The organism is Streptomyces sp. NPDC006326, from assembly GCF_040612915.1.
In the GTDB taxonomy this organism is placed as follows: Bacteria; Actinomycetota; Actinomycetes; order Streptomycetales; family Streptomycetaceae; genus Streptomyces.
Genome location: NZ_JBEXRC010000050.1, coordinates 1 through 20,867, shown reverse-complemented (window position 1 = coordinate 20,867; position 20,867 = coordinate 1). Strand labels below are relative to the sequence as shown.

Here is a 20,867-nt window from a genome sequence, read left to right as displayed (position 1 = left end):
CACGGGTCCCATCGACCGGGCCCGCCGCCGCCAAACCGGGCAGCCGTAGGGCACAACAGTATGGGTCGGCCGGGCCGGAGGGCTGGAGCCGGCGCGGTGCAACCCGAAGAGCTCGGCGGCCGAGGTGGGGGGTAGGTGTCACCGAGCCAGCAGGTGCTGCGCCGGGCGGAGCGCGACGTTGAACTGCACGGGGTACGGATCGAGGCCGGCCAGGACGTGGCGATCTGGCACTTCTCGGCCAACCGGGACGAGCGCGTGTTCGCGGACGCCAACCGGTTCAACATCGCCCGGACGCACAACCCGCATCTGGCGCTGGGATCGGGGCCGCACTACTGCCTGGGGGCGTCCCTGGACGAGCTGTGCGAACGGGTGGGCTCCGCTGTCATGATCGAGCCGCCGGTGCGGCTCGCGTCCACGGTCATCAGTGGGTGCAAGCACCTGCGCGTCCGGCTGCTTCCCTCATGAGCCTGCAAGGAACCGATTCCGTGACCACTTCCGCACCGGCCGCCGCGACCGACCCGGCCCCGCCGGCGCCCGCCGTCCCACTGTGGCGCAGCAGGAACTTCCTGCTGCTCTGGGGCGGCCAGACCGTCGGCGAGCTGGGCGCGCGGATCTCCGGCGTCGCGGTGCCGCTGCTCGCGGCGACCACGCTGCACGCCAGTGTCTTCCAGATATCCCTGCTGTCCTTCCTCGGCTGGCTGCCGTACCTGCTCTTCTCACTGCCCGCGGGGATCCTGGCCGACCGGGTCGACCAGCGGAAGCTGATGATCGTGTGCGATCTGGCCCGTATGGCGCTGATGCTGTCCCTGCCGCTGGCCGCGCTCCTGTGGGAGCTGAGGCTCTGGTACCTGTACCTGGTCGTCGGCGTCTGCGGGGTGTTCACCGTGCTGTTCAACGTGGCGTACAAGAGCATGCTGCCCAGGCTGGCCGGACCGGACCAGCTGGTCGACGCCAACGCGAAGATCGTGATGAGCCAGGAGTTCGCCGAGCTCATCGGGCCGACCGCCAGCGGTCTGCTGATCGGCCTCGTCGGCACCGCCCGGACCTTCTTCAGCAACGGGCTGGCCTTCCTCGTCAGCGCGGTGACGCTCTCGCTCCTCCGGGAGGCGCCCAAGCCTGCGGCGACGGAGACGTCCGACGGCGGCGGGCGGGTCGGGTTGCGGGCCGAGATGAGCGAAGGCCTCGCCTTCATCCGCAGCCGGCCTATCCTGCTGGCGATCCTGGCCTGCACGGCCACCTCCAACTTCTTCGTCATCGCGAAGAGTTCCATCGAGGTCACGTTCCTCGTCCGCGAGCTGCACGCCTCCTCGCTTGCAGTCGGCCTCGTCTTCAGCGTGAGCGCCGTCGGCGGCCTGGCGGTCGGCGCCGTGGCGAGTCGGCTCTCCCGCCGAATCGGCACCGCCCGCGTCATCTGGGTCGCCATGGCCGTACCGGGCCCGCTGTACGCCCTCATGCCGCTCTCCACGCCGGGCTGGGGGCTGCTGCTCTATGGTTTCGGCCTCGCGGCGTTCTCCGCGAACGTGGGCCTGTACAACATCGCGGCGACCTCGTACCAGCAGCAGGTCACCCCCGCCCACCTGCTCGGGCGGGTCAACGCAGCCTTCATGTGGATATGCCTCGGCGTCATCCCGGTCGGGGCACTGTTCGGCGGCGCCCTCGGAAGCGGGCTGGGCCTGCGCACCACACTGTGGATCTGTGTGCTGGGGACCTGGAGCGCCGCGCTCTTCGTCGTCTTCTCACCGCTGCGGACGATGCGGGACATGCCCGCGGAAGGGACCTCGTCACCGTGACCGCCAAGACACTGCCTCCTGGCCGGCGGCACCGTCGTGCCGCTCAACGAGGCGTACCCCGCGGAGCGCAACCGGAGGATCCTCGAACTCGCGGGTCCCGACGCCGTCCTGGCCGACGCCGGGCAGGACGCCTCGTTCGCGGACGGGACCGGGGTCCCGGTCGTCCGCATCGGCGCCGACGACGTGGCACGGACCCTGCGGGAGCGCGGTCCGGCGCCCGCCCTGGCGGGGGAGCCGGGCGACCCCGACGCGATGTGACCAAGGACGGCGGCCGGGTGCGAGCGGAGCCCGACGTAGGGCTCCGTGGCCTTGATGTAGGCCTCCTTGCGGCAGGAGTCGCGCCTTACCCTCCTGCACTCGGCCGCCTCTCCGCGCCCTCACCACGCACCCGGCCTCCGCGCCCAGGCCCCCGGCCTTCAGAACCCCCAGGTCACGACCATGCCCTCGCCTCAGATCCGCGCCTGTGGCAATCCATGCGACCACTCCCAGCACGATCCGCTAGGCTGTCAGCGGTCAGGCGACTACCAGGCGTGTTCCGGGAAAAGTGTCCGCGAGGACATCTCCACCCGGGCAGGCGCACGTCATCTGACCAGCACGCTTGCCGAAGCGGCTCGGGCGATCCCTCTGGGGTTCCCGGCAACGTTTCCGACAAGTCCCTGCCTTCGTAGCTCAGGGGATAGAGCACCGCTCTCCTAAAGCGGGTGTCGCAGGTTCGAATCCTGCCGGGGGCACAGGCGCAAAGGGCACCTACCAATTTCGGTAGGTGCCCTTTGGCATCCACGGCTGACATCAACGGCGGCCGTCAGGGGCGGCTCGACGAGGGTGGCCGCGTTGCGCGTGATCAGCTCCGCGCGACAGGCCGCAGTGCGTCGGCCTTGCTCGGTGCATGCAGGCTCCGGGCCCCGAGGGGGCACGAGATGCAGCCGGACGTGTCTCGTACGTGTCGTAGGTGCTGGGCTTCCGGCGCGCTCGACGTGCTGCTCCGGCCAGTACGGCAGCCACCACGGCGGCGCCGGCCCCGCTACGCGGCCCGAGACGACGCGGCGGTCGCCTTCTGCTCCTTCGCCTAAGGGGTGGCGAGGGCGCGGGCAACCGGGGTACCGGTGCGTCGTGCGTACGTGAGGCGCTCCCGCACCTCGCGCAGGCTCCGGGGGCGGTAGCCCGGGCCGCAGCCGCAGCATGCCTGCCGGAAGTCCAGCCCGGCATGGAGCAAAACGGAAACGACGCGCCAGGCATCCCGGTCCCGCTGCGGCGGCGCTTCGAAGGCGTCACCGGCGAGGAGTAGCGCTCGACGGCACTTCGGGCAGCGGTACGTCCGCTGCCCGGGGTGCTTGAAAGAGACCCGGCAGGACAGGCACACGTATGCGGAGCGGTGGGGCATCCGGTCACTATCCGCCGTCAGGATTGTGCGCCGCCATGGGTTTTTTCACTCACATGCATGGCAGCGCTGGGACACGGCGACTTCCTGACGGCAGAGTCTGACGGCACGTCGGCGATGACCCTTGGGACGGCGCGGATGGTCGGCCACGTCGAGGAGGTCGGCCGCCTTGGTTGTCGATCGCCGAGGTGCACTGCCGTTACGGGGTACCCCCGGTTGCCAACGGACAAGGTGAACTAGCCGTTCCGGGCACGACCGTACTGGTTGCGGTCAACGAGGCGGGCGGTTGGGCGAAGGCCAGGCCGGGCGTCGGCTTCGCGGCTGGTGCGGGGCGTGTGGGAGCCCTCCCGGGTGGGCCGGAAGGGCTGGTCGCGGGGATGGGGGGATCAGCTCAGGCCTCTGCTGCGCTCGCCGATGCGGTCGCCCTGCGGGGTTCCGGCCCGCTTGAGGTCCGCCTTCGTGTGCGCTCCGCCCTTGACCTTGCTCCGCAGCGGGCCGTCGAAGCCGTGGCCTGCCGGCTGGGGCGGGCGGTCCACTTCGTGGGCCTGGGTCTGGAAGGCCGCCCTGGCGTCCTGCTTCTGCGCTCTGCTCATCCCGTCGTCAACTCCTCGGGAAGCACCCAATCGGACTATTGGGATGGTATGCAGATATGCGGAGCAACGCACCCGGACCGCGGTAAAAACTGCCGATCAAGGCCCCGGCACCCCGCGGACCAGCTCTTCCGGGCACGGCGTCCCGCGCGGCAGCTGGTACTTCGCCGCCACCCGGTACTGGCCCGGCGCCGGGGCCAGCAGCTCCGTCCACACGTCCCCCGCCCCGTCGGGAGCCGCCTTGAAGAGGCAGCCCGCCGTGTTCGCGTACTCCTTCGGCAGCGTCCCGCCCCGCCCGCTGCGCGCCTTCGAGGCGAAGGTCTCCTGCGGCGGCGCCACCGGCCTGCCCGCCGCGTCCAGCAGCCCCAGCCACGGTGAGTGCGGGATCCGCACCAGTACGCGCCCGGCCGCGCGGACGTCGATGACCAGCTGGTCCGCGCCCGCCCGGACCACCTCCGCCTGCCCCGACACCAGCTCCGTCGGGGCGTCCACCTGGAACAGCTGCCAGTTCGCGTCGCCCCACACCAGCCGGAGGTACGGGAGCCCCTCGCGCACCAGCTTCGCCTCGTCCTCACCGCCCGAGTCGGGTTTGTCGGCGGGCAGCACCACGTAGCGCACGGCCCAGCGCTCCAGCCAGCTCCGGTAGCTGTCGGCGTCGAGGGTGTCGTCGTAGAAGAGCGGATTGCGTTCGAGGTCCGCCTGCCGGTTCCAGCCGCGGGCCAGGTTCACGTACGAGGGGAAGGCCGAGGACTCGCGGTGGCTGCTGGCCGGGACCACCTCGACGCGCCCGCGCTCGGCGCCGGCCTTCTGCAGCTGGTCCACCAGCGGGGCCAGCTCGCGGTTCCAGGCGGCCACCGGGGTGGTGCGCACGATGTCCGTGATGCTGTTGGCGGTGATCCACCCGGCGAGGCCCACGCAGGCGACCACCAGCGCGTACCGGTGCCGCGAGCGCGGGGCCGCGTACGGCAGGGCCGCACACAGCACCGCCCCGCCGAACAGCATGACCAGGCGGGTGACGTTCGAGCCGACCTGCGAGTCGATCGCCCAGGTCAGGAACACGCCGAGGGTGTAGACCGCCGAGGCCGCCCGGACGGTTTTCCACCGCTTCGGCACGAGGACGAAGATCAGGATCCCGAACAGGAACGGCGGAGCCGCCGAGCCCAGCTTCATCGGCTGCGTCCCGGAGAACGGGAACAGCCAGGCCGACAGTCCGACCACCGCCACCGGGGCCAGGCCCAGCGCGTACGCCCCCGGCCGCCGCCGGCTCAGGAACAGCGCGGCCGCGATCACCCCGAGGAACAGTCCGGCGACCGGGCTGGCCGCGGTCGCGATCCCGGCGAGGGGGGCCGCGACGGCGGCCTTGGCCCAGCGCCGCTCCGCCCAGGTGCGGGGCCAGCAGAAGACCGCGGCGACCGCGCCGAGCGCGAACATCGCGCCGAGCCCGAAGGTGACGCGGCCGGACAGCGCATTGCAGAGCAGCCCGTACACACCGGCCAGCGCCGGCCACAGCGGCTCGCGGACGGCGCCGCGGCACCGGGTCAGGATCAGCGCGAGCAGCCCGGCCGAGACGGTGCCGGCGACCATCATCGTGGTCCGTACGCCGATCATGTACATCACGTACGGGGAGACCACGCTGTACGAGACCGGGTGCATGCCGCCGTACCATGCGAGGTTGTACGCCGAGTCCGGATGGCGGCCGACGAACTCCGCCCAGGCGTCCTGCGCGGCGAGGTCGCCGCCACTGTTGGCGAAGCAGAAGAACCAGACGACGTGCAGGACCGCGGCCAGGGCGGTCGCGACGGCCACCGGATGCCTGCGGGCCCACGCCACGGCCGCAGGCCCGGCGGGCGCAGGCGCCCCGCCGTGCACCCCGCCGGGGGCACCGTCCTGCGTCCCCTTCTGCGCCCCGGCGATGGCCCCGGCGGCCGCCGCCCCGGGTACGCCGGAGCGACCGGCTTCGGCGGCCGGTACGCCCTGGCTTTCCTGCTCGGCGGTCGTCACTGCGCTACTCCGGTGCTCCCCGGCACATGGCCATGCGTCGTCAACACGTCAACACCTGCGTCCCGGTCCCAAGACGCGCTGCGGCGCCCCGGGGTTGCCCGGGGCGCCGGAACCACGCGGTCAGCGATCAGCCGACACGGGTCAGTTTGCTGCCGATGCCGGGCGCGGCGAGATCACTCTGCAGCGCCACCGGCACCTTCACCTGGCTGGCCCCGTCACCCACGGTCAGCATGCCGATCTCGGTGCCCGCCTTGGCGGTCTGCGGCAGCTTCCCGTCGCCGCCGACGAGCTTGACGTCGATGTGGAGCGACGGCCAGCCGACCGCCTCGACGTCGGCGGTGGCCACGACCGGCGTGTGGCCGCCGAGGCCGTCGTCCACGTACCCGACGACGTCGCCCTTCTTCAGGACGGGCGCGCTCACCAGCATCTTCTGCGTCGCGAGCATGACGTTCTTGCTCGCGGTGATGGCGGTGCCGAGGATCGGCACGCCGTGCTGGCCGAGGACCGCGCCGACGATCAGCTGGTTGGTCTTGCCGACCTTCTTCTCGGCGGCGAACAGCAGGTTGCCGCCGGCCTTGGTGGTGGAGCCGGTCTTGATGCCGATCGCGCCGTTGTACGGGACGAGGTCGTTCCAGTTGCGCCAGGGCTTGCCCGAGGGGTCGGTCCAGCTCGGCAGCTTGGTGATGGCCATCAGCTCGGGCATCTCGACGACCTTCAGGCCCAGCTTGACCTGGTCCTCGGCGGTGCTGACCGTGGTCGCGTCCAGGCCCGAGGGGTCGGTGTACGTGGTGTTGGCCATGCCGAGGTCCTTGGCGGCCTCGTTCATCTTCTTGACGAAGGCCTCCTGGTCACCACCGGTGTCCCAGCGGGCGAGGAGCCGCGCGACGTTGTTCGCCGAGGGGATCATGATCGCGGCGAGGGCGTCGTACTCGGAGATCTTGTCGCCCTCCTTCAGCGTGTTGACCGTCGACTCGCCGTCGGAGTCCTTCTTGCCGTCGTCGACCGCCGTCTTGTCGATGTCGATCATCGGACCCTTTTCCCCCTTCTTGAGGGGGTGGTTCTTCAGGATCACGTACGCCGTCATCGTCTTGGCGACGCTGCCGATCGCGATGGGCTTCTGCTCGCCGAAGGTGCCGACGGTGCCGAGGCCGGCCGCGGCCATGTGGCCCTGCCCTTCCTTGGGCCAGGGCAGGGAGGGGTTGCCGCCGTCGAAGGTGTACGAGCTCTGCGCGGTCATCTTGAGCTTCGGCTCGGGCAGCGGGCGGACCAGCTGTACGACGGCGATGATGATCGCGAGGAGCACGACGAGCGGGGCGTAGATCTTGAACCGCCGGATGACGGTACGCAGCGGGCTGGGCGGCGGGGGCGGGTTGTTGGTGAGGTCCGCGAGCAGGTCGAGCGGCGGCATGGGCGGCAGCGGCTGCTGCCTGGTCCGCTCGGTCCGGTCGAGGGCCGGGGCGGTGGCCTTCGGCGCAGCCTGGACCGACGGGGCGGGGGCCGGGGCCGCGGGGGGCGCCGGCGTCGGAGCCGCGGTGGCCGCGGCGGGCTTCGCGGGGCCCTCGCCGTCCTTGCGCAGCGGGACGAAGGTGCTGGCCCGCTCCTCGCCGTCGGCCTTCGGCTGGACGGGCCGGGAAGCGGCGGGCCTGTCCGCCGTCGGAGCGGAGCCGGGCTTCACGGCCCGGAACACGGCGGTGCGCTCGCTGTCGGCGGACTCCTCGGAGGCCGCCTCCTTCGCCTCGGGGGAAGCCGAAGCGGAACCCGGCTTCACCGCCCGGAACACGGCCGTACGCTCACTGTCGGCGGCCTTGCCCGCACCCGTCGGCGCGCCCGGCTCATCCTTCGGCTTCGGCTTCGGCGCCCGGAACACGGCGGTGCGCTCGCTGTCGGCCGGCTCGTCGGCGGAGGGCTCCGGCTTCGACTCCGGCTTCACCGCACGGAAGACGGCGGTCCGCTCGCTGTCGGCCGGGGCATCCGGCTTGGTCTCAGGCTTCGGGGCCCGGAACACGGCGGTGCGCTCGCTGTCGTCGGCAGCCGGGGCCTCCGGCTTCGGCGCACGGAAGACGGCCGTCCGCTCGCTGTCGGCGGGCTCGGCCACCTCCGGCTTGGCCGCCCCGGCAACCCCATCGGCCGCAGCCCCGGCAGGCTTCGCCCGGCCCGCCTCCACTGCCGAACCGGAACCCGAACCGGAACCCGCCTCCGCGCCGGCCCCGCCCGAGGACCCGGAGGCAGACCCGGAAGCACCGGCCCCGTCGGAAACTTCGGAAGCACCGGAGCGCCGGGAGTCGCCGGAAGCGCGGGAGGCTTCGGCCGACGCCGACTCAGAGGCTTCGGCCGCACCGGTGGTCCGGGAGCCACCGTCAGCCTCGGCTGACTCGGAAACACCGGAGCGCCGGGAGTCGCCGGAAGCGCCCGAAGCCGGGGAGCCACCAGAAGCTCCGGCCACCTCGGAGGCGCCGGAACCACCGGCCGCCTCGGAAGCACCGGCCGCCTCGCGGGCACCGGAAGCACCGGCCACCTCTGAGGCGTCGGAGACGACGGGGGCTCCCCCCTCCTCGGAGTCGGAGCCTTCACGGGCGTCGGAGCCGGAGCCCTCGCCGCCGGCCGGGGCCTTCGGGGACTCGCCGCCAGCCGACGGCTTCGCAGACTCACCGCCAGCCGGGGTCTTCGGGGACTCGGCGTCGGCCGACGGCTTCGGGGACTCGGCGTCGGCCGGGGGCTCCGTCGCCTCGGCCTCGGATTCCTCCCCCGTACCGCCGGAGGCACCCGCGCCGGCCACCCATGCGGCCACCGCCGCCCGCAGCGGATCGCGCTCGGCGGAGGGCTCGGGATCCCGCGGGCGGAACACCGACAACCTCGGGTCACGCTCCGCGGAGGACCGCGCCTCGCCCGACGTTCCTTCATCTACCGACTTGTCGGGGGACTCGCCCGCCACCAGTTCCTCCTCGATCGCCACCGTGTCCGGCTGTCCGAATGTCTAACAGTGTCCCGTCTAGGGGGCATCGCCCCCGTGCCAGACGAGAACGACATAGCTGCGGGTTCCCCCACAAAGCGACCAGGCGCTCTCGACAGATGAATGTGAGAGGCGTCACCCTGTCACTCATCCACGCGGGGAGGCATGGATGGGCAGGAGCCGCAGAACAATTCCGGAGGAGCTTCTGCTGCTCGCTTTGGACCCGACCACGGGTACCACGGCGCAGCCGCAGTCGCTCGACCTCGGCCTGGCCGGGGCACAGCTAGTGGAGCTGGCTCTGGCAGGACGGATAGCCCCTGACGGGGATCGTATCGCCGTGGTGATGCCACGGCCGACAGGAGATCCGACTCTGGACTCCGCACTGGAACTGCTGCGCAGGCGCGGCAGCCCGGTACGGGCCGTCCACTGGATCGGCGGACCCCGGCTGGGGCTCCGCCAGATTTACCTCGCGCACCTGGAGCGCTGCGGCATGGTCCATGCCGTCGCGGGACAGATGTGCGGGGTGCTGCCGACGACTCGCTACCAGGCGACCGACACGGCGATCAGCCGGGAGATCCGTACCCGGCTCGACAATGCGATCCGCACCGGCGTACCGCCGGACCCGCGGACCGCGGCGCTCGCCGCACTGGCCCATGCGGTCGGACTCGGCAAGCACCTGTACCCCGGCAACGAGGGGCGGTCGTCCAGATCCCGGCTGCGGGACCTGATCCGGCACGACCCCATGGGCGGTCTCGTGGCGCACGCCGTCATGGACGTCCAGAACGGTGTGGCGGCACAGCCACGCCGTGACCGCGCCCCGGCACCGCCGGCCGCCCGGGCCACGGCGAGCGGCGTTCCGATGCAGCCGCGCCGGACGGGTGCGATGGCCCGCGTGGCCGCGCACTGATCCGGCCGACCGCCGGGCGCGGCCGGGCACCACTGCACGCCCCCTGAACAACCCCGAACGACCCCTGCACGACCCCGGAACGACCTCCGAACGACCGCTCCACCCCCTGCACGACACAGCACCACGCGCAGATCCACCGCTCCACCGCAACGCCATCGCCGCACACGGCGTCCCCGGCGCGCGGGGTGGCGGGGCCGGTCCACCGGTCCCGCCACCCCGCGCGTCCGTATTTCCGGGCCGTTCTCCGGCGCCGCCGCACCCTTCGGTGGCAGTCTGCTCACCAGCAGACACGCAGAGAGACAGAACCAGAAGAAGAAGGCGGAGGTGCCGTTCACGTGGCGTCCAATGTCAATCCCACCGTCCGACGCCGCCGACTGGGCATGGAGTTGCGCAAGCTCCGCGAGGACAAGGGCATGACGGCCGAGCAGGTGGCCGAGCGCCTCCTCGTCTCCCAGTCCAAAATCAGCAGGTTGGAGAACGGCCGCCGTTCCATCAGCCAGCGCGACGTCCGCGACCTGTGCGACGTGTACGAGGTCGAGGACCGCCGGCTCGTCGACTCCCTGATGCAGATGGCGAAGGACTCCCGCCAGCAGGGCTGGTGGCACGCCTTCGGTGACATTCCGTACAGCGTCTACATCGGCCTGGAGACGGACGCCACCAGTCTGCGCACGTACGAACCGCAGATGGTCCCCGGCCTGCTCCAGACCCCGGAGTACGCCCACGCCCTCATCCGCGGCGCGCTGCCGGAGACCGCCCCGGCGGACGTGGAGAAGCGCGTCAACGTGCGGATGCACCGGCAGAAACGGCTCTCCGAGACCGACAACAACAACCCGGAGGTCGGCCCGCTGCGCCTGTGGGCCGTCATCGACGAGGCCGCGCTGCGCCGCCACGTCGGCGATGCGCAGCTGATGATCAGGCAGCTGGAGTACTTGATAGAGCAGTCGGAACAGCCGTACATCACCGTGCAGGTGATGCCCTTCTCGATGGGCGCCCACCCGGGGGTGAACGGCCAGTACGCCATCCTGGAGTTCCCGGACGCGTCCGACTCCACCGTGGTCTACATCGAGGGCGTGACGAGCGACCTGTACCTGGAGAAGGCGAACGACGTGCAGAAGTACAGCGTGATGTACGAGCACTTGCGCGCCCAGGCGCTCAACGTCGAACAGACACGTCAGTTCATCTCCGAGATCATCGATCAATATGCGGGCAAGGCGAAGTAAACGCGGAGGAAACCGGGCAGGTGGCGAGGGGGGCGCGCACGGTACACCGTGACTCCCCGGCCACAGAAGTCCTGAATGGAATATGCCACTCGGTCGGGTGAATGACCCCTTCGCCCCTCGGAAGGTGCCGGTAGCGTCGATCACGTCGGCCGGGAAACCGAATTGGCCGACATCCCACTGGCACTGCTCGCTGAACCGGAGAACAACATGGCTATTCGTCAGGGCGCCACCGACCACTGGACCAAGTCCTCCTACTCCGGCGGGAACGGCGCGTGCGTCGAGGTCAAGTCCCCCGTCGTGGAGGCCATCGCGGTCCGCGACTCGAAGGTGCAGGACGGCCCTTCGCTCACCTTCGCCCCGGACTCCTGGACCTCGTTCGTCGCGGACGTCACCGAAGGCCGGATGGGACGCCTCGTCTGAGCGTCAGGCGCACGCCCCGTCCGTCCCACCGGCACCACAAGCAGCACCGGCACCACAAGCAGTCTCTGCACCACCTGACTGGAGCCCTCTCGACTGGTCCGCCGTCCCGGCCGAGGGGGCTCGGCCATGTCCGGCCGCCCCCGCCCCGCACGCCCCCGCCCGGCCTGGCGCCGGCCTAGTGCCGGAGCCGGTCCACGTACCGGTCGGTCCCCGGAACCGTCGGGATGAAGGGGGCCACCAGCTCCACCCGCCCCGGCCCCGCCTCCGCGACCTCCGCGTCCAGCCCCTGGAAGCGGTCCCAGCAGGTCCGCGGATCGGCCTCCAGGAACCACAGCAGCGTCAACCGGGTGTCGACCCCCTCGACCTGCTTGACGTACGTCATCCGGTCGCCGGGCAGCGGCGTCGGCCGGAAGACCGTCACCATGGCGGCCGGTGAACCTGCGAGGCGCCCGGGCAGGGCGCGCGAGCGCAGCCATTCCAGCAGTTCCGCCCGCTGCTCCGGCCCCTCGGCGTCCACGACCTGGAGGACGAGGCCGGCGTACGGGTGGTCGAGCGCGTGGAAGTCCCGCGGACCGGCGGCCCCGTCGCGGTAGACGGTCGCCTCGTGGTCCTGGAAGGCCGTGAAGACGTGGGTGCGGTCCTGGTAGACGCGGCCGTCGCGGTTCAGCCGCTTGTTGATGCCGACCGTCCACTTCATGTGCTCGTTGTAGCGGCCCTCGGTCACCCAGTACGTCGACAGGTAGCACCCGGCGGTGACCGGCTGGGCGACGGCCGACTTCTCGGGGTAGCGCAGCTCCTGCAGTTCCCGGGTGGCCACCCAGCGGCGGCCGGCGTACATCCAGGGCATGGCCATGGCGCCGGCGTAGTAGTGGTCGTCCTCGTACCAGCGGTTGTACGCGTACTCGTGGCCCGGGTGCGGTTCGACCATGGTGATCAGCGCATGGCCGGGCCGGACGCCGTACGGCCCGACGGCCGCGAGCTCGGCGTAGTCGTCGGGGCGGGTGTCTTCGCGGTTCTCCGGGTGGGGTGTCATGGGAACGGTGTATCTGACATCGCATCAGATGAGGAGAGGTGCGACGGGTTCCGCACCTCCCGCCTCCGCCACCGACCCACTCGCGGCTCCGGCTCCGGCTCCCGAGCCGCACCCCTTCCCTCCCTCCGCGCAAACGCCTACTCTGACGCACCGTCAGATCACCTCCGCCCCTCCCCCGCACCCGCCAGGAGGCTCCGCATGCCCGCATCGCCCGCGCTGCTGCTGCAAGGGAAGACCGTCATCGTCTCCGGCGTCGGGGCCGGGCTCGGGCACCAGGTCGCCGCCGCCGTCGTGCGCGACGGCGGGAACGCCGTGCTCGGGGCGCGGACCGAGGCCCACCTCGCCAAGGCCTCCGCCGAAATCGATCCCGCCGGCAGGCACACCGCGTACCTGCCCACCGACATCACCGACGAGGGCCAGTGCGCCGACCTCGCCGAGCTGGCCCGGGAGCGCTTCGGCGGGATCGACGCCGTCGTGCACGTCGCCGCCTGGGACTCGTACTTCGGCGGCCTGGAGGACGCCGACTTCGGGACCTGGCAGCAGGTCCTCGACGTGAACCTGCTCGGCACCCTGCGCATGACCCGGGCCTGTCTGCCCGCCCTCAAGGCGGGCGGCGGCGGGGCCGTGGTGATCATCGGCACGCAGTCGGCCGTCGCCGCCCCGAACGAGGTGCAGCAGGCCGCCTACGCCGCCTCCAAGGGGGCGCTGACCTCCGCCATGTACTCCATGGCCCGGGAGCTCGGACCGCACCGGATCCGGGTCAACACCGTGTTGCCCGGCTGGATGTGGGGCCCGCCCGTGCAGGCCTTCGTCACCTTCACCGCGCACTCCGAGGGCGTCCCCGAGGCCGAGGTCCGGGCCCGCCTCGCCGAGCGGATGGCGCTGCCCGACCTCGCCACCGACGGGGACGTCGCCGATGCCGTCGCGTTCCTCGCCTCCGACCGGGCACGGGCGATAACCGGCCAGTCCCTGCTGGTCAACGCCGGTGAGCTGATGCGATGAGGCTGATCATCGCCCCCGTCCCCGCACCCTCGGATCGTATGCTCACGGCATGACCACTCCGAGTGACGCTCCGACCGAAAACGCGATGCGCCGCGCACTGCGGCGGGCCCGCGACGGCGTCGCGCTCGACGCGACCGAGGCGGCCGTACTCCTCCAGGCGCGGGGCGCGGACCTGGAGGACCTCGCCGCCTCCGCCGCCCGGGTGCGCGACGCGGGCCTGGCGGCCGCCGGGCGCCCCGGCGTCATCACGTACTCGAAGAGCGTGTTCATCCCCCTCACCCGCCTGTGTCGCGACAAATGCCACTACTGCACCTTCGTCACCGTCCCCGGCAAGCTGCGCCGTGACGGCCACGGCATGTTCATGTCCCCCGACGAGGTGCTCGACATCGCCCGCCGCGGCGCCACGCTGGGCTGCAAGGAAGCGCTCATCACCCTCGGCGACAAGCCCGAGGACCGCTGGCCCGAGGCCCGCGAGTGGCTGGAGGCGCACGGCTACGACGACACCATTTCCTATGTGCGCGCCATCTCGATCCGCATCCTGGAGGAGACGGGCCTCCTCCCGCACCTCAACCCGGGCGTGCTGTCCTGGGCGGACTTCCAGCGCCTGAAGCCGGTCGCCCCCTCGATGGGCATGATGCTGGAGACCACCGCGACGCGCCTGTGGTCCGAGCCCGGCGGCCCGCACTTCGGCTCCCCCGACAAGGAGCCGGCGGTGCGCCTGCGCGTGCTGGAGGACGCGGGACGTTCCTCGGTCCCCTTCACCAGCGGGCTGCTCATCGGCATCGGCGAGACGTACGAGGAGCGTGCCGAGTCGCTGTTCGCGCTGCGCCGGATATCCCGCTCCTACCACGGCATCCAGGAGCTGATCATCCAGAACTTCCGCGCCAAGCCGGACACGGCGATGCGCAGGATGCCGGACGCCGAGTTGGACGACCTGGTCGCCACGGTCGCGGTCGCCCGGCACATCATGGGCCCGTCGGGCTGCCTCCAGGCCCCGCCGAACCTGGTCGACGGGGAGTACGCCCGCCTGATCGGCGCCGGTGTCGACGACTGGGGCGGGGTCTCGCCGCTGACGCCCGACCACGTGAACCCGGAGCGTCCCTGGCCGCAGATCGACGTGCTGGCCGAGCAGTCCGCGGCGGCCGGTTTCGAGCTGCGGGAGCGGCTCTGCGTGTACCCGGAATTCGTGCAGCGCGGTGAGCCCTGGCTGGATCCGCGGCTGCTGCCGCACGTACGGGCGCTCGCGGACCCGCAGACCGGCCTCGCCCTCCCGGACGCCGAGGTCACGGGCCGTCCGTGGCAGGAGCCGGAGGAGGTGTTCACGGCGGCGGGCCGCACCGACCTGCACACCGCCATCGACACCGAGGGCCGTACGAACGACCGCCGCGAGGACTTCGACCTGGTCTACGGGGACTGGGAGGCCCTGCGCGAGGCGGCCGCCCCGGGCATGGTGGCGGAGCGCATCGACACCGACGTACGGGCCGCGCTCGCCCAGGCCGCCGACGACCCGACGAAGCTCACCGACGACCAGGCCCTCGCGCTGCTGCACGCGGACGGACCGGCGCTGGACGCGCTGTGCCGGATCGCGGACGACCTGCGCAGGTCGGTGGTGGGCGACGAGGTGACGTACATCGTCACGCGGAACATCAACTTCACCAACATCTGCTACACCGGCTGCCGGTTCTGCGCCTTCGCGCAGCGCCGTACGGACGCCGACGCCTACACCCTGTCGCTGGAACAGGTCGCCGACCGGGCCGCGCAGGCATGGGACGTGGGCGCGGTCGAGGTGTGCATGCAGGGCGGCATCCACCCGGACCTGCCGGGGACGGCGTACTTCGACATCGCGCGCGCGGTCAAGAAGCGGGTGCCCGGTATGCACGTGCACGCCTTCTCCCCGATGGAGGTCGTCAACGGCGCCACCCGGACGGGGATGTCCGTACGGGACTGGCTGACGGCCGCCAAGGAGGCCGGGCTGGACACGATCCCGGGGACGGCGGCGGAGATCCTCGACGACGAGGTCCGCTGGGTGCTGACCAAGGGCAAGCTGCCGACGGCGGACTGGATCGACGTGGTCACCACCGCGCACGAGCTCGGCATCCGGTCCTCGTCGACCATGATGTACGGGCACGTGGACCAGCCGCGGCACTGGCTCGGGCACCTGCGCACGCTGGCGCGCATCCAGCAGCAGACCGGCGGTTTCACCGAGTTCGTGACGCTGCCGTTCATCCACACCAACGCGCCCGTGTACCTGGCGGGCATCGCCCGGCCCGGCCCGACGGTGCGCGACAACCGGGCGGTGACGGCGATGGCCCGGATCCTGCTGCACCCGCACATCACCAACATCCAGACGAGCTGGGTGAAGCTGGGCACGGAGGGCGCGGCGCAGATGCTGCGGTCGGGGGCGAACGACCTGGGCGGGACGCTGATGGAGGAGACGATCTCCCGGATGGCGGGGTCGAGTTACGGCTCGTACAAGTCGGTGCAGGATCTGATCGCCGTGGCGGAAGCCGCCGGCCGGCCCGCAAAGCCCCGTACGACGCTGTACGGGGAGGTGCCGCAGGAGCGCCAGGACGCGGCGCGCGCCTCGGACGGGCACCTGCCGGAGCTGTTGCCCGTACTGGACTGAGCGCGGGCCGTGGAGCCGGCCGGGCATCGCGCCCGGCCGGCGGTTCGCGGCCGCCGGGGTCAGCCGACGAGGAGGTCCTTCTTGAGCTGCTTCAGCTCGCGGGCGTCGATGCCGAGCCCGTCCCTGAGGTAGTGATCGAAGCTGCCGTACGCGGCGTTGACCTCGTCACGGCCGGAGTCGAGGTACTCGGGGCGGACGTCGAGCATCGGCTTGTACACCGCGGCCTGCTGGGCCGGGAGGCGGGACAGGAGGGCGTCGTTGGCGGCCCTGCGGTAGTCGTTGCTGGCGAGGTAGTCGGCCGTCACGGTCTCGGCGGGGACGCCGAGGGCGGTCAGCAGGGTGGCGGCCGCCCAGCCGGTGCGGTCCTTGCCGGCGGTGCAGTGGAAGAGGACGGCGCGGTCGCGGTCGCGTTCCATGCCCTCGAAGACCCGGCCGTACGCCTTCTTCCCGCCCTCGCCGCTCACCATCGCCTTCTCGGCGTCGATCATGGCCTGGGCGGCCTCCTGGGGCGTCTTGGGCAGGGTCGGGAAGGAGCCGGAGCCGGCGAAGACGTCGGCGACGGTGTAGGTGGCGCCGGCCGGGACCTTGTCGGCGTCCTTGGTGCGCTCGCTCTCCGTGCGCAGGTCGAAGACGGTCCGGACGTGCAGGCGCCGGAGGGTGGCGAGGTCGTTCGCGGTCAGCTTGTCGAGTACGTCGGAGCGGTAGACCTCGCCCATCTTCACCCACTGGCCGGCGGCGGTGCGGTAGCCGCCCGCGTCGCGGAAGTTGACGGCGCCCTCCAGCCTGACGAGCCGGTCGGCGAGGTGGAGGCCGGTCCCGCGGTCGGGGGTGAAGTCGAACCACTGGCGGTCGGCGGCGGGCAGCCCCCTGACCACGGCCCGGCCCTCGGCGCCGCCCTTGGCGACGGTCTTGCCGTTCGCCGTGATGGTGACCCGCCTGACGCCCTCGGCCTTCCACGTCAGGACGTACGAGCCGTCGGCGGCGGCGGTGACGGCCGCCCCCGTGAAGGGGACGGCGCTCGTGCTGTGGCGGTGGGCGGCCCAGGGCAGGTCCCAGCCGGTGGCCGGGGAGGCGGTGGCGGCGGGGGCGGCGAGCAGGGAGGCGGTGAGTGCTGAGGCGACGGCGGTCGCGGCGAGGAGGGCCTTCTTCATGCCGCCCAGGCTGTGGGCGGCCGGGGAACACCGCATGAACGAGACATGGCCGAAACCGGCTCACCCGAAGGCGAATGGCAAAACGTGCCACCCCTTGCGGTATCCCCGCACGGATTCCGGCCTTTCTCTGCTCGGGCTTTCGAATTCGACCGAGCCCGTCCACTACAGTGCGCGCCAGAGCAAGGGGGATCGCGATGGACACGGACACAGCGGCGGCCACACCTGCGAGCGGGCCGACGGCCGGCGCGCAGCACACCCTCGCCGGCCGCGCGGCCGTGACCACCGGCCTGTGGGGCCGCACCCAACAGCAGGACTTCCGCAGCCGCGTCCGCGGCACCCTCCTCGGCTCGGCGATCGGCGACGCCCTCGGCGCACCCCTCGCCGCCCTGTCCCTCGACGCCGTCCGTGCGGCCCACGGCCCCGGGGGGCCGACCGGGTTCGCCCCCGCCCACGGCCGGCGCGGCGGCATCACCGCCGCCACACAGCTCACCCTGTTCACCGTCGACGGGCTCATACGGGCCCACGTACGCCGTGACACCGGCGCCTGGCACCCGCCCACCGACCTCCACCGGGCGTACCTGCGCTGGGCCGCCACCCAGCACGACTGGGGCCCCGACGAACGCCGCGAGGACAACGGCTGGCTCGCCCGGGAGGAATGGCTCTACGCCCGCCGCAGCCCGGACCGCGCCTGCCTGACCGGCTTCGGCGACGAGACCCTCGCCACCCTCGCCCAGCCGAGGAACCCCACCGACCGGGGCGCCGCCGCGGCCACCCGCTCGGCCCCCTTCGGGCTGCTCGTCGGCTGGGAACCCGCCCTGGTGCTCCAGCTCTCCGTCGAATGCGCCGCCCAGAGCCACGGCCACCCCGCCGCGTACCTGTCCGCCGGGGCCTTCGCCGTCATCGTCCACGGCCTGACCCGCGGCGACTCCCTCGACTCCGCCCTCCAGCGCGCCCTCGGCCTGCTCGGCTCCCGCCCGGGCCGGCAGCCCGTCACCGACGCCCTCCAGAGGGCGGTCGCCGCCGTACCCCGCGGCACCCCCTCCGCGGAGATCGTCGAATCCCTGTCCACCGGAGACGGCCGGTGCGCCGAGGACGCACTCGCCGTCGCCGTCTACTGCGCCCTCGTCGCCGAGGACGTCGCGCACGGGCTGCGCCTCGCCGTCAACCACGGCGGCGACTCCACCGCCACCGGCGCCCTGTGCGGAGCCCTGCTCGGCGCCCTGCACGGCGAGACCGCCCTCCCGGGCGCCTGGCTCGCGGAGCTCGAAGGCCGCGCCACTCTGCTGGAACTCGCCGACGACTTCGCCCTGGAAATGACCCAGGGCCCCTCCCTGCACGGCCCGGCGGCGGCCTCCCCGGTCTGGTCGGCGCGCTACCCCGTCGGCTGACACCCCCTCAACAACCGTGGCCCGAGCCCGTACCGTGAGGTCTTGCCACGCCCAGGAGCCCGGAGCGCCACGGAGGTGCCCTCACCCATGCGGATCGCCACGACCATCTTCCTGACCGACCAGTCCGTCTCCCCCGTCCGCCTCGCCCGCAGCCTGGAGGAGCGCGGCTTCGCCGGCCTCTACCTGCCCGAGCACACGCACATCCCGGTCAGCCGCGACACCGACGCGCCGATGGGCGGGGAGCTCCCGCAGATGTACGGGCGCACCCTCGACCCCTTCGTGGCCCTCGCCCAGGCCGCCGCCGTCACCGAGCGCCTCCACCTCGGCACCGGCATCACCCTGGTCGCCCAGCACGACCCGATCGACCTCGCGAAGCAGATCGCGACGCTGGACCACCTCTCCGCAGGCCGCTTCACCCTCGGCGTCGGCTACGGCTGGAACGTGGAGGAGGCCGCCGACCACGGCGTCGAGTGGCACACCCGCCGCGAGCTGGTCCGCGACCGGATGGCCCTGATGCGGGCCCTGTGGGCGCCCGAACCGACGGCCTACGTAGGCCAGTTCAGCTCCGTCAGGGCCAGTGCGGCCCACCCCAAGCCGGTCCAGCCGCCCCGCGAACTCGCCCCGGGCGAACCCCTCCACGGCCCCCGCACCCTGATCGGCGGCCAGGCCGGCCCCAAGCTCTTCGCGGCCATCGCGGACCACGCCGACGGCTGGCTCCCGATCGGCGGCGGCGGCCTCTCGGAGTCCCTCCCCGCCCTGCGCCAGGTCTGGGAAGCCGCGGGCCGCGACCCCAAAACCCTCCAGGTGGTCCCGTACGCGGTCCAGCCCAACCCGGGCAAACTGGCCCACTACGCCGACCTGGGCATCGAGGAGGTCGTCCTCCAACTCCCCTCGGCCCCGGAACCGGAGGTCCTGCGCACCCTGGACGACTTCGCCCAATACCTCTGACCGACCGGCCCCGGCACGCCCGGAAGAGGCCGTGCGCCCGACGGCCTTGACGGCGTTCCTCGGCGGGGTCACAGGGGCCCGGGCTCCGGCCCGGCGGCGTCGGAGAGGGGCCGGGGGCTGCCCGCCAGTCCCACTGTCCTTCCGGTTCGGTCCGGCCCGTCAAGGGCGCTCACTGCGTTCGCGTCGCTTCGCGATGGCCTGCGGCCACCCTTGACCGCCCGGCCCGCCCCGGAAAGACAAGGACTGCCGGGAAGCCCCCGAAGGAACGGCATGGGGCACGGATCGCCATACGGGCACGTCAGCGAAGGGCGGGCCGGCTCACGGGCGCGTCAGATCGCCACGCGCTCCTCTGGTCCCGGCGGCCGCCGGGAGTCCGGGGCCGGACACAGGCCGCCCACGCAGCCGACGTGAGCGGCCTGTCCCGCGTCTGCACCTAGGCCGTCTCTTTCGGATCTTGCCTGACCCGCGCCGCCCGGCACCGCACCTCGCCGCGTTGTCGAGGCACCCGAGGACGTCCAGTAATCGGGAGCCTCTCCGCCTTGCGATGCACGGCACCTGGGGGAGACGCGGGCTTAACCGGCAAGATCCGAAAGAGACGACCTAGCCGGTGACCCGGGCGGTGAAGGAGTCGAGGTTGGCCAGCGCCCGGGCGATCTTCTCGTCCACGCCCACCGTCTCCTCGTGACGTCCGCCCCTCAGCTTCGGCAGGCGCTTGCCACGGATGTAGAGGGAGCAGGCGAGGTCCGCACACACGTAGATGCCCACCGTATTGCCCTCACGACCCCGCACGCCCGCAAGGGGCGCGACGAGCAGGGAGACACCCGAGGCCGCATGCGCGGTCATGCAGATCTGGCAGACGCTCGACTTGACGGCGCTCGTGCGCTTCACGCCCGGCACCCGCAGCGTGATGCCGACAAGGCTGCCATCCGCTCCGGGACGCACGATGTGGGCACGCAGCGGCGCGCCCGGGTCCACCCACCCGAGGAAGTCGAGGTCCTCCCAGGGAAGCTCGGCGAAGTCCTGGGGCAGCTTCATGCGCGCCGCATCGCCCTTCGTGCAGTTCACGAAGGAGGAACGGATCTGTTGGTCGGTGAGCGCTTCCATGTAAACGGACCATACGGACCGATAGCTGCCCTGGTCATCCGATTTTCACCGTCCTCGCCACCGAGGAACCCCAGACGGCCGCCGGACGCCATACGTGAGGAGCGCGTAGCGATCCGAGGCGCTGGTGGCCCCGATCCGCCCCGATGGTCATCTCATGGGCGTCGACTGCGGCTTGACCCGGCCGGGGCCCGGAACGAGGGGCCTATCGGCCCCGAACGAGGAACGGGCGACGGGAGAGAGCCCGGGCATCGCTGACAGGCCCGAATGTCCATCTGTCCCCCCGGCCATTCCTCGGGGGCTTCCCGGCAGTCTGTTGTCTTTCCGGGGCGGGCCGGGCAGTCAAGGGTGGCCGAAGGCCA

The 20,867-nt window shown here is 72.0% G+C and carries 16 protein-coding genes and 1 tRNA gene; 11 read left to right on the top strand and 6 right to left on the bottom strand.

Annotated elements, in window-relative coordinates; translation table 11 throughout:
• Positions 1 to 135 precede the first annotated feature (135 nt).
• The 4 genes from ABZ128_RS29655 (at position 136) to ABZ128_RS29640 (ending at position 2,521) form a co-directional block, all read left to right on the top strand.
• Entirely contained in the window at positions 136 to 465 is a 330-nt protein-coding gene (locus ABZ128_RS29655; protein WP_356852234.1) for a cytochrome P450, read from the top strand.
• 20 nt (positions 466 to 485) lie between these two features.
• Entirely contained in the window at positions 486 to 1,790 is a 1,305-nt protein-coding gene (locus tag ABZ128_RS29650; RefSeq protein WP_356852233.1) for an MFS transporter, read from the top strand.
• A gap of 36 nt (positions 1,791 to 1,826) precedes the next feature.
• Positions 1,827 to 2,048: a hypothetical protein gene (locus ABZ128_RS29645; RefSeq protein ID WP_356852231.1), complete on the top strand. Its 222-nt coding sequence runs from the start codon at positions 1,827 to 1,829 to the stop codon at positions 2,046 to 2,048.
• Between the two features lie 400 nt (positions 2,049 to 2,448).
• Positions 2,449 to 2,521 (top strand) — tRNA-Arg (locus tag ABZ128_RS29640).
• 1,033 nt (positions 2,522 to 3,554) lie between these two features.
• Here the strand turns inward: ABZ128_RS29640 and ABZ128_RS29635 are convergent.
• From ABZ128_RS29635 to ABZ128_RS29625, 3 genes are all read right to left on the bottom strand, one after another.
• Entirely contained in the window at positions 3,555 to 3,761 is a 207-nt protein-coding gene (locus ABZ128_RS29635) for a hypothetical protein (RefSeq protein WP_356852230.1), read from the bottom strand.
• 96 nt (positions 3,762 to 3,857) lie between these two features.
• The gene (locus ABZ128_RS29630) at positions 3,858 to 5,588 is read right to left on the bottom strand and encodes an MFS transporter (RefSeq protein ID WP_356852275.1); all 1,731 of its coding nucleotides are present in this window, start codon (positions 5,586 to 5,588) and stop codon (positions 3,858 to 3,860) included.
• Between the two features lie 298 nt (positions 5,589 to 5,886).
• Complete coding sequence (locus ABZ128_RS29625; RefSeq protein WP_356852229.1) at positions 5,887 to 8,712, bottom strand: hypothetical protein; 2,826 nt, start codon at positions 8,710 to 8,712, stop codon at positions 5,887 to 5,889.
• A gap of 166 nt (positions 8,713 to 8,878) precedes the next feature.
• Between ABZ128_RS29625 and ABZ128_RS29620 the strand changes: the two genes are divergently transcribed.
• The 3 genes from ABZ128_RS29620 to ABZ128_RS29610 all read left to right on the top strand — a co-directional run bounded on the left by ABZ128_RS29620 (position 8,879) and on the right by ABZ128_RS29610 (position 11,256).
• Positions 8,879 to 9,616: a GPP34 family phosphoprotein gene (locus ABZ128_RS29620; protein WP_356852227.1), complete on the top strand. Its 738-nt coding sequence runs from the start codon at positions 8,879 to 8,881 to the stop codon at positions 9,614 to 9,616.
• A gap of 335 nt (positions 9,617 to 9,951) precedes the next feature.
• Positions 9,952 to 10,836 carry a helix-turn-helix transcriptional regulator gene (locus tag ABZ128_RS29615; protein ID WP_356852226.1) on the top strand — a complete coding sequence of 295 codons (885 nt, stop codon included), beginning with the start codon at positions 9,952 to 9,954 and terminating at the stop codon, positions 10,834 to 10,836.
• 207 nt (positions 10,837 to 11,043) lie between these two features.
• Positions 11,044 to 11,256, top strand: a complete 213-nt coding sequence (locus tag ABZ128_RS29610) for a DUF397 domain-containing protein (protein ID WP_356852224.1) — start codon at positions 11,044 to 11,046, stop codon at positions 11,254 to 11,256.
• A 175-nt stretch (positions 11,257 to 11,431) separates the two neighbouring features.
• On the opposite strand, the gene ABZ128_RS29605 is transcribed toward ABZ128_RS29610, so the two are convergent.
• Positions 11,432 to 12,289: a hypothetical protein gene (locus ABZ128_RS29605; protein ID WP_356852223.1), complete on the bottom strand. Its 858-nt coding sequence runs from the start codon at positions 12,287 to 12,289 to the stop codon at positions 11,432 to 11,434.
• Between the two features lie 198 nt (positions 12,290 to 12,487).
• Here ABZ128_RS29605 and ABZ128_RS29600 point away from each other — a divergent pair, with 198 nt between their 5' ends.
• Together ABZ128_RS29600 and ABZ128_RS29595 are read left to right on the top strand one after the other, a co-directional pair.
• Positions 12,488 to 13,291, top strand: a complete 804-nt coding sequence (locus ABZ128_RS29600; protein WP_356852222.1) for an SDR family oxidoreductase — start codon at positions 12,488 to 12,490, stop codon at positions 13,289 to 13,291.
• A 49-nt stretch (positions 13,292 to 13,340) separates the two neighbouring features.
• Positions 13,341 to 15,917 (top strand): bifunctional FO biosynthesis protein CofGH, encoded by a 2,577-nt coding sequence (locus ABZ128_RS29595; protein WP_356852221.1) that lies wholly within the window; start codon positions 13,341 to 13,343, stop codon positions 15,915 to 15,917.
• Between the two features lie 59 nt (positions 15,918 to 15,976).
• Here ABZ128_RS29595 and ABZ128_RS29590 read toward each other — a convergent pair whose 3' ends face one another.
• A complete protein-coding gene (locus ABZ128_RS29590; protein WP_356852220.1) occupies positions 15,977 to 17,068 on the bottom strand; it encodes a tyrosine-protein phosphatase in 1,092 nt (363 codons plus the stop codon).
• A 275-nt stretch (positions 17,069 to 17,343) separates the two neighbouring features.
• Here ABZ128_RS29590 and ABZ128_RS29585 point away from each other — a divergent pair, with 275 nt between their 5' ends.
• Both ABZ128_RS29585 and ABZ128_RS29580 read left to right on the top strand, forming a co-directional pair.
• The gene (locus ABZ128_RS29585) at positions 17,344 to 18,456 is read left to right on the top strand and encodes an ADP-ribosylglycohydrolase family protein (protein WP_356852274.1); all 1,113 of its coding nucleotides are present in this window, start codon (positions 17,344 to 17,346) and stop codon (positions 18,454 to 18,456) included.
• A gap of 87 nt (positions 18,457 to 18,543) precedes the next feature.
• Positions 18,544 to 19,404 carry an LLM class F420-dependent oxidoreductase gene (locus tag ABZ128_RS29580; RefSeq protein WP_356852219.1) on the top strand — a complete coding sequence of 287 codons (861 nt, stop codon included), beginning with the start codon at positions 18,544 to 18,546 and terminating at the stop codon, positions 19,402 to 19,404.
• Positions 19,405 to 20,004: 600 nt separating this feature from the next.
• On the opposite strand, the gene ABZ128_RS29575 is transcribed toward ABZ128_RS29580, so the two are convergent.
• A complete protein-coding gene (locus ABZ128_RS29575) occupies positions 20,005 to 20,508 on the bottom strand; it encodes an FBP domain-containing protein (RefSeq protein WP_356852217.1) in 504 nt (167 codons plus the stop codon).
• Between the last annotated feature and the right edge of the window lie 359 nt (positions 20,509 to 20,867).

What these genes read in the sequence shown, in the direction of transcription:
- ABZ128_RS29590 (WP_356852220.1), bottom strand. Translation starts at nt 17,068, where the DNA reads ATGAAGAAGGCCCTCCTCGCCGCGACCGCCGTCGCCTCAGCACTCACC.
- ABZ128_RS29600 (WP_356852222.1), top strand. Translation starts at nt 12,488, where the DNA reads ATGCCCGCATCGCCCGCGCTGCTGCTGCAAGGGAAGACCGTCATCGTC.
- ABZ128_RS29605 (WP_356852223.1), bottom strand. Translation starts at nt 12,289, where the DNA reads ATGACACCCCACCCGGAGAACCGCGAAGACACCCGCCCCGACGACTAC.
- ABZ128_RS29595 (WP_356852221.1), top strand. Translation starts at nt 13,341, where the DNA reads ATGACCACTCCGAGTGACGCTCCGACCGAAAACGCGATGCGCCGCGCA.
- ABZ128_RS29620 (WP_356852227.1), top strand. Translation starts at nt 8,879, where the DNA reads ATGGGCAGGAGCCGCAGAACAATTCCGGAGGAGCTTCTGCTGCTCGCT.
- ABZ128_RS29610 (WP_356852224.1), top strand. Translation starts at nt 11,044, where the DNA reads ATGGCTATTCGTCAGGGCGCCACCGACCACTGGACCAAGTCCTCCTAC.
- ABZ128_RS29580 (WP_356852219.1), top strand. Translation starts at nt 18,544, where the DNA reads ATGCGGATCGCCACGACCATCTTCCTGACCGACCAGTCCGTCTCCCCC.
- ABZ128_RS29635 (WP_356852230.1), bottom strand. Translation starts at nt 3,761, where the DNA reads ATGAGCAGAGCGCAGAAGCAGGACGCCAGGGCGGCCTTCCAGACCCAG.
- ABZ128_RS29575 (WP_356852217.1), bottom strand. Translation starts at nt 20,508, where the DNA reads ATGGAAGCGCTCACCGACCAACAGATCCGTTCCTCCTTCGTGAACTGC.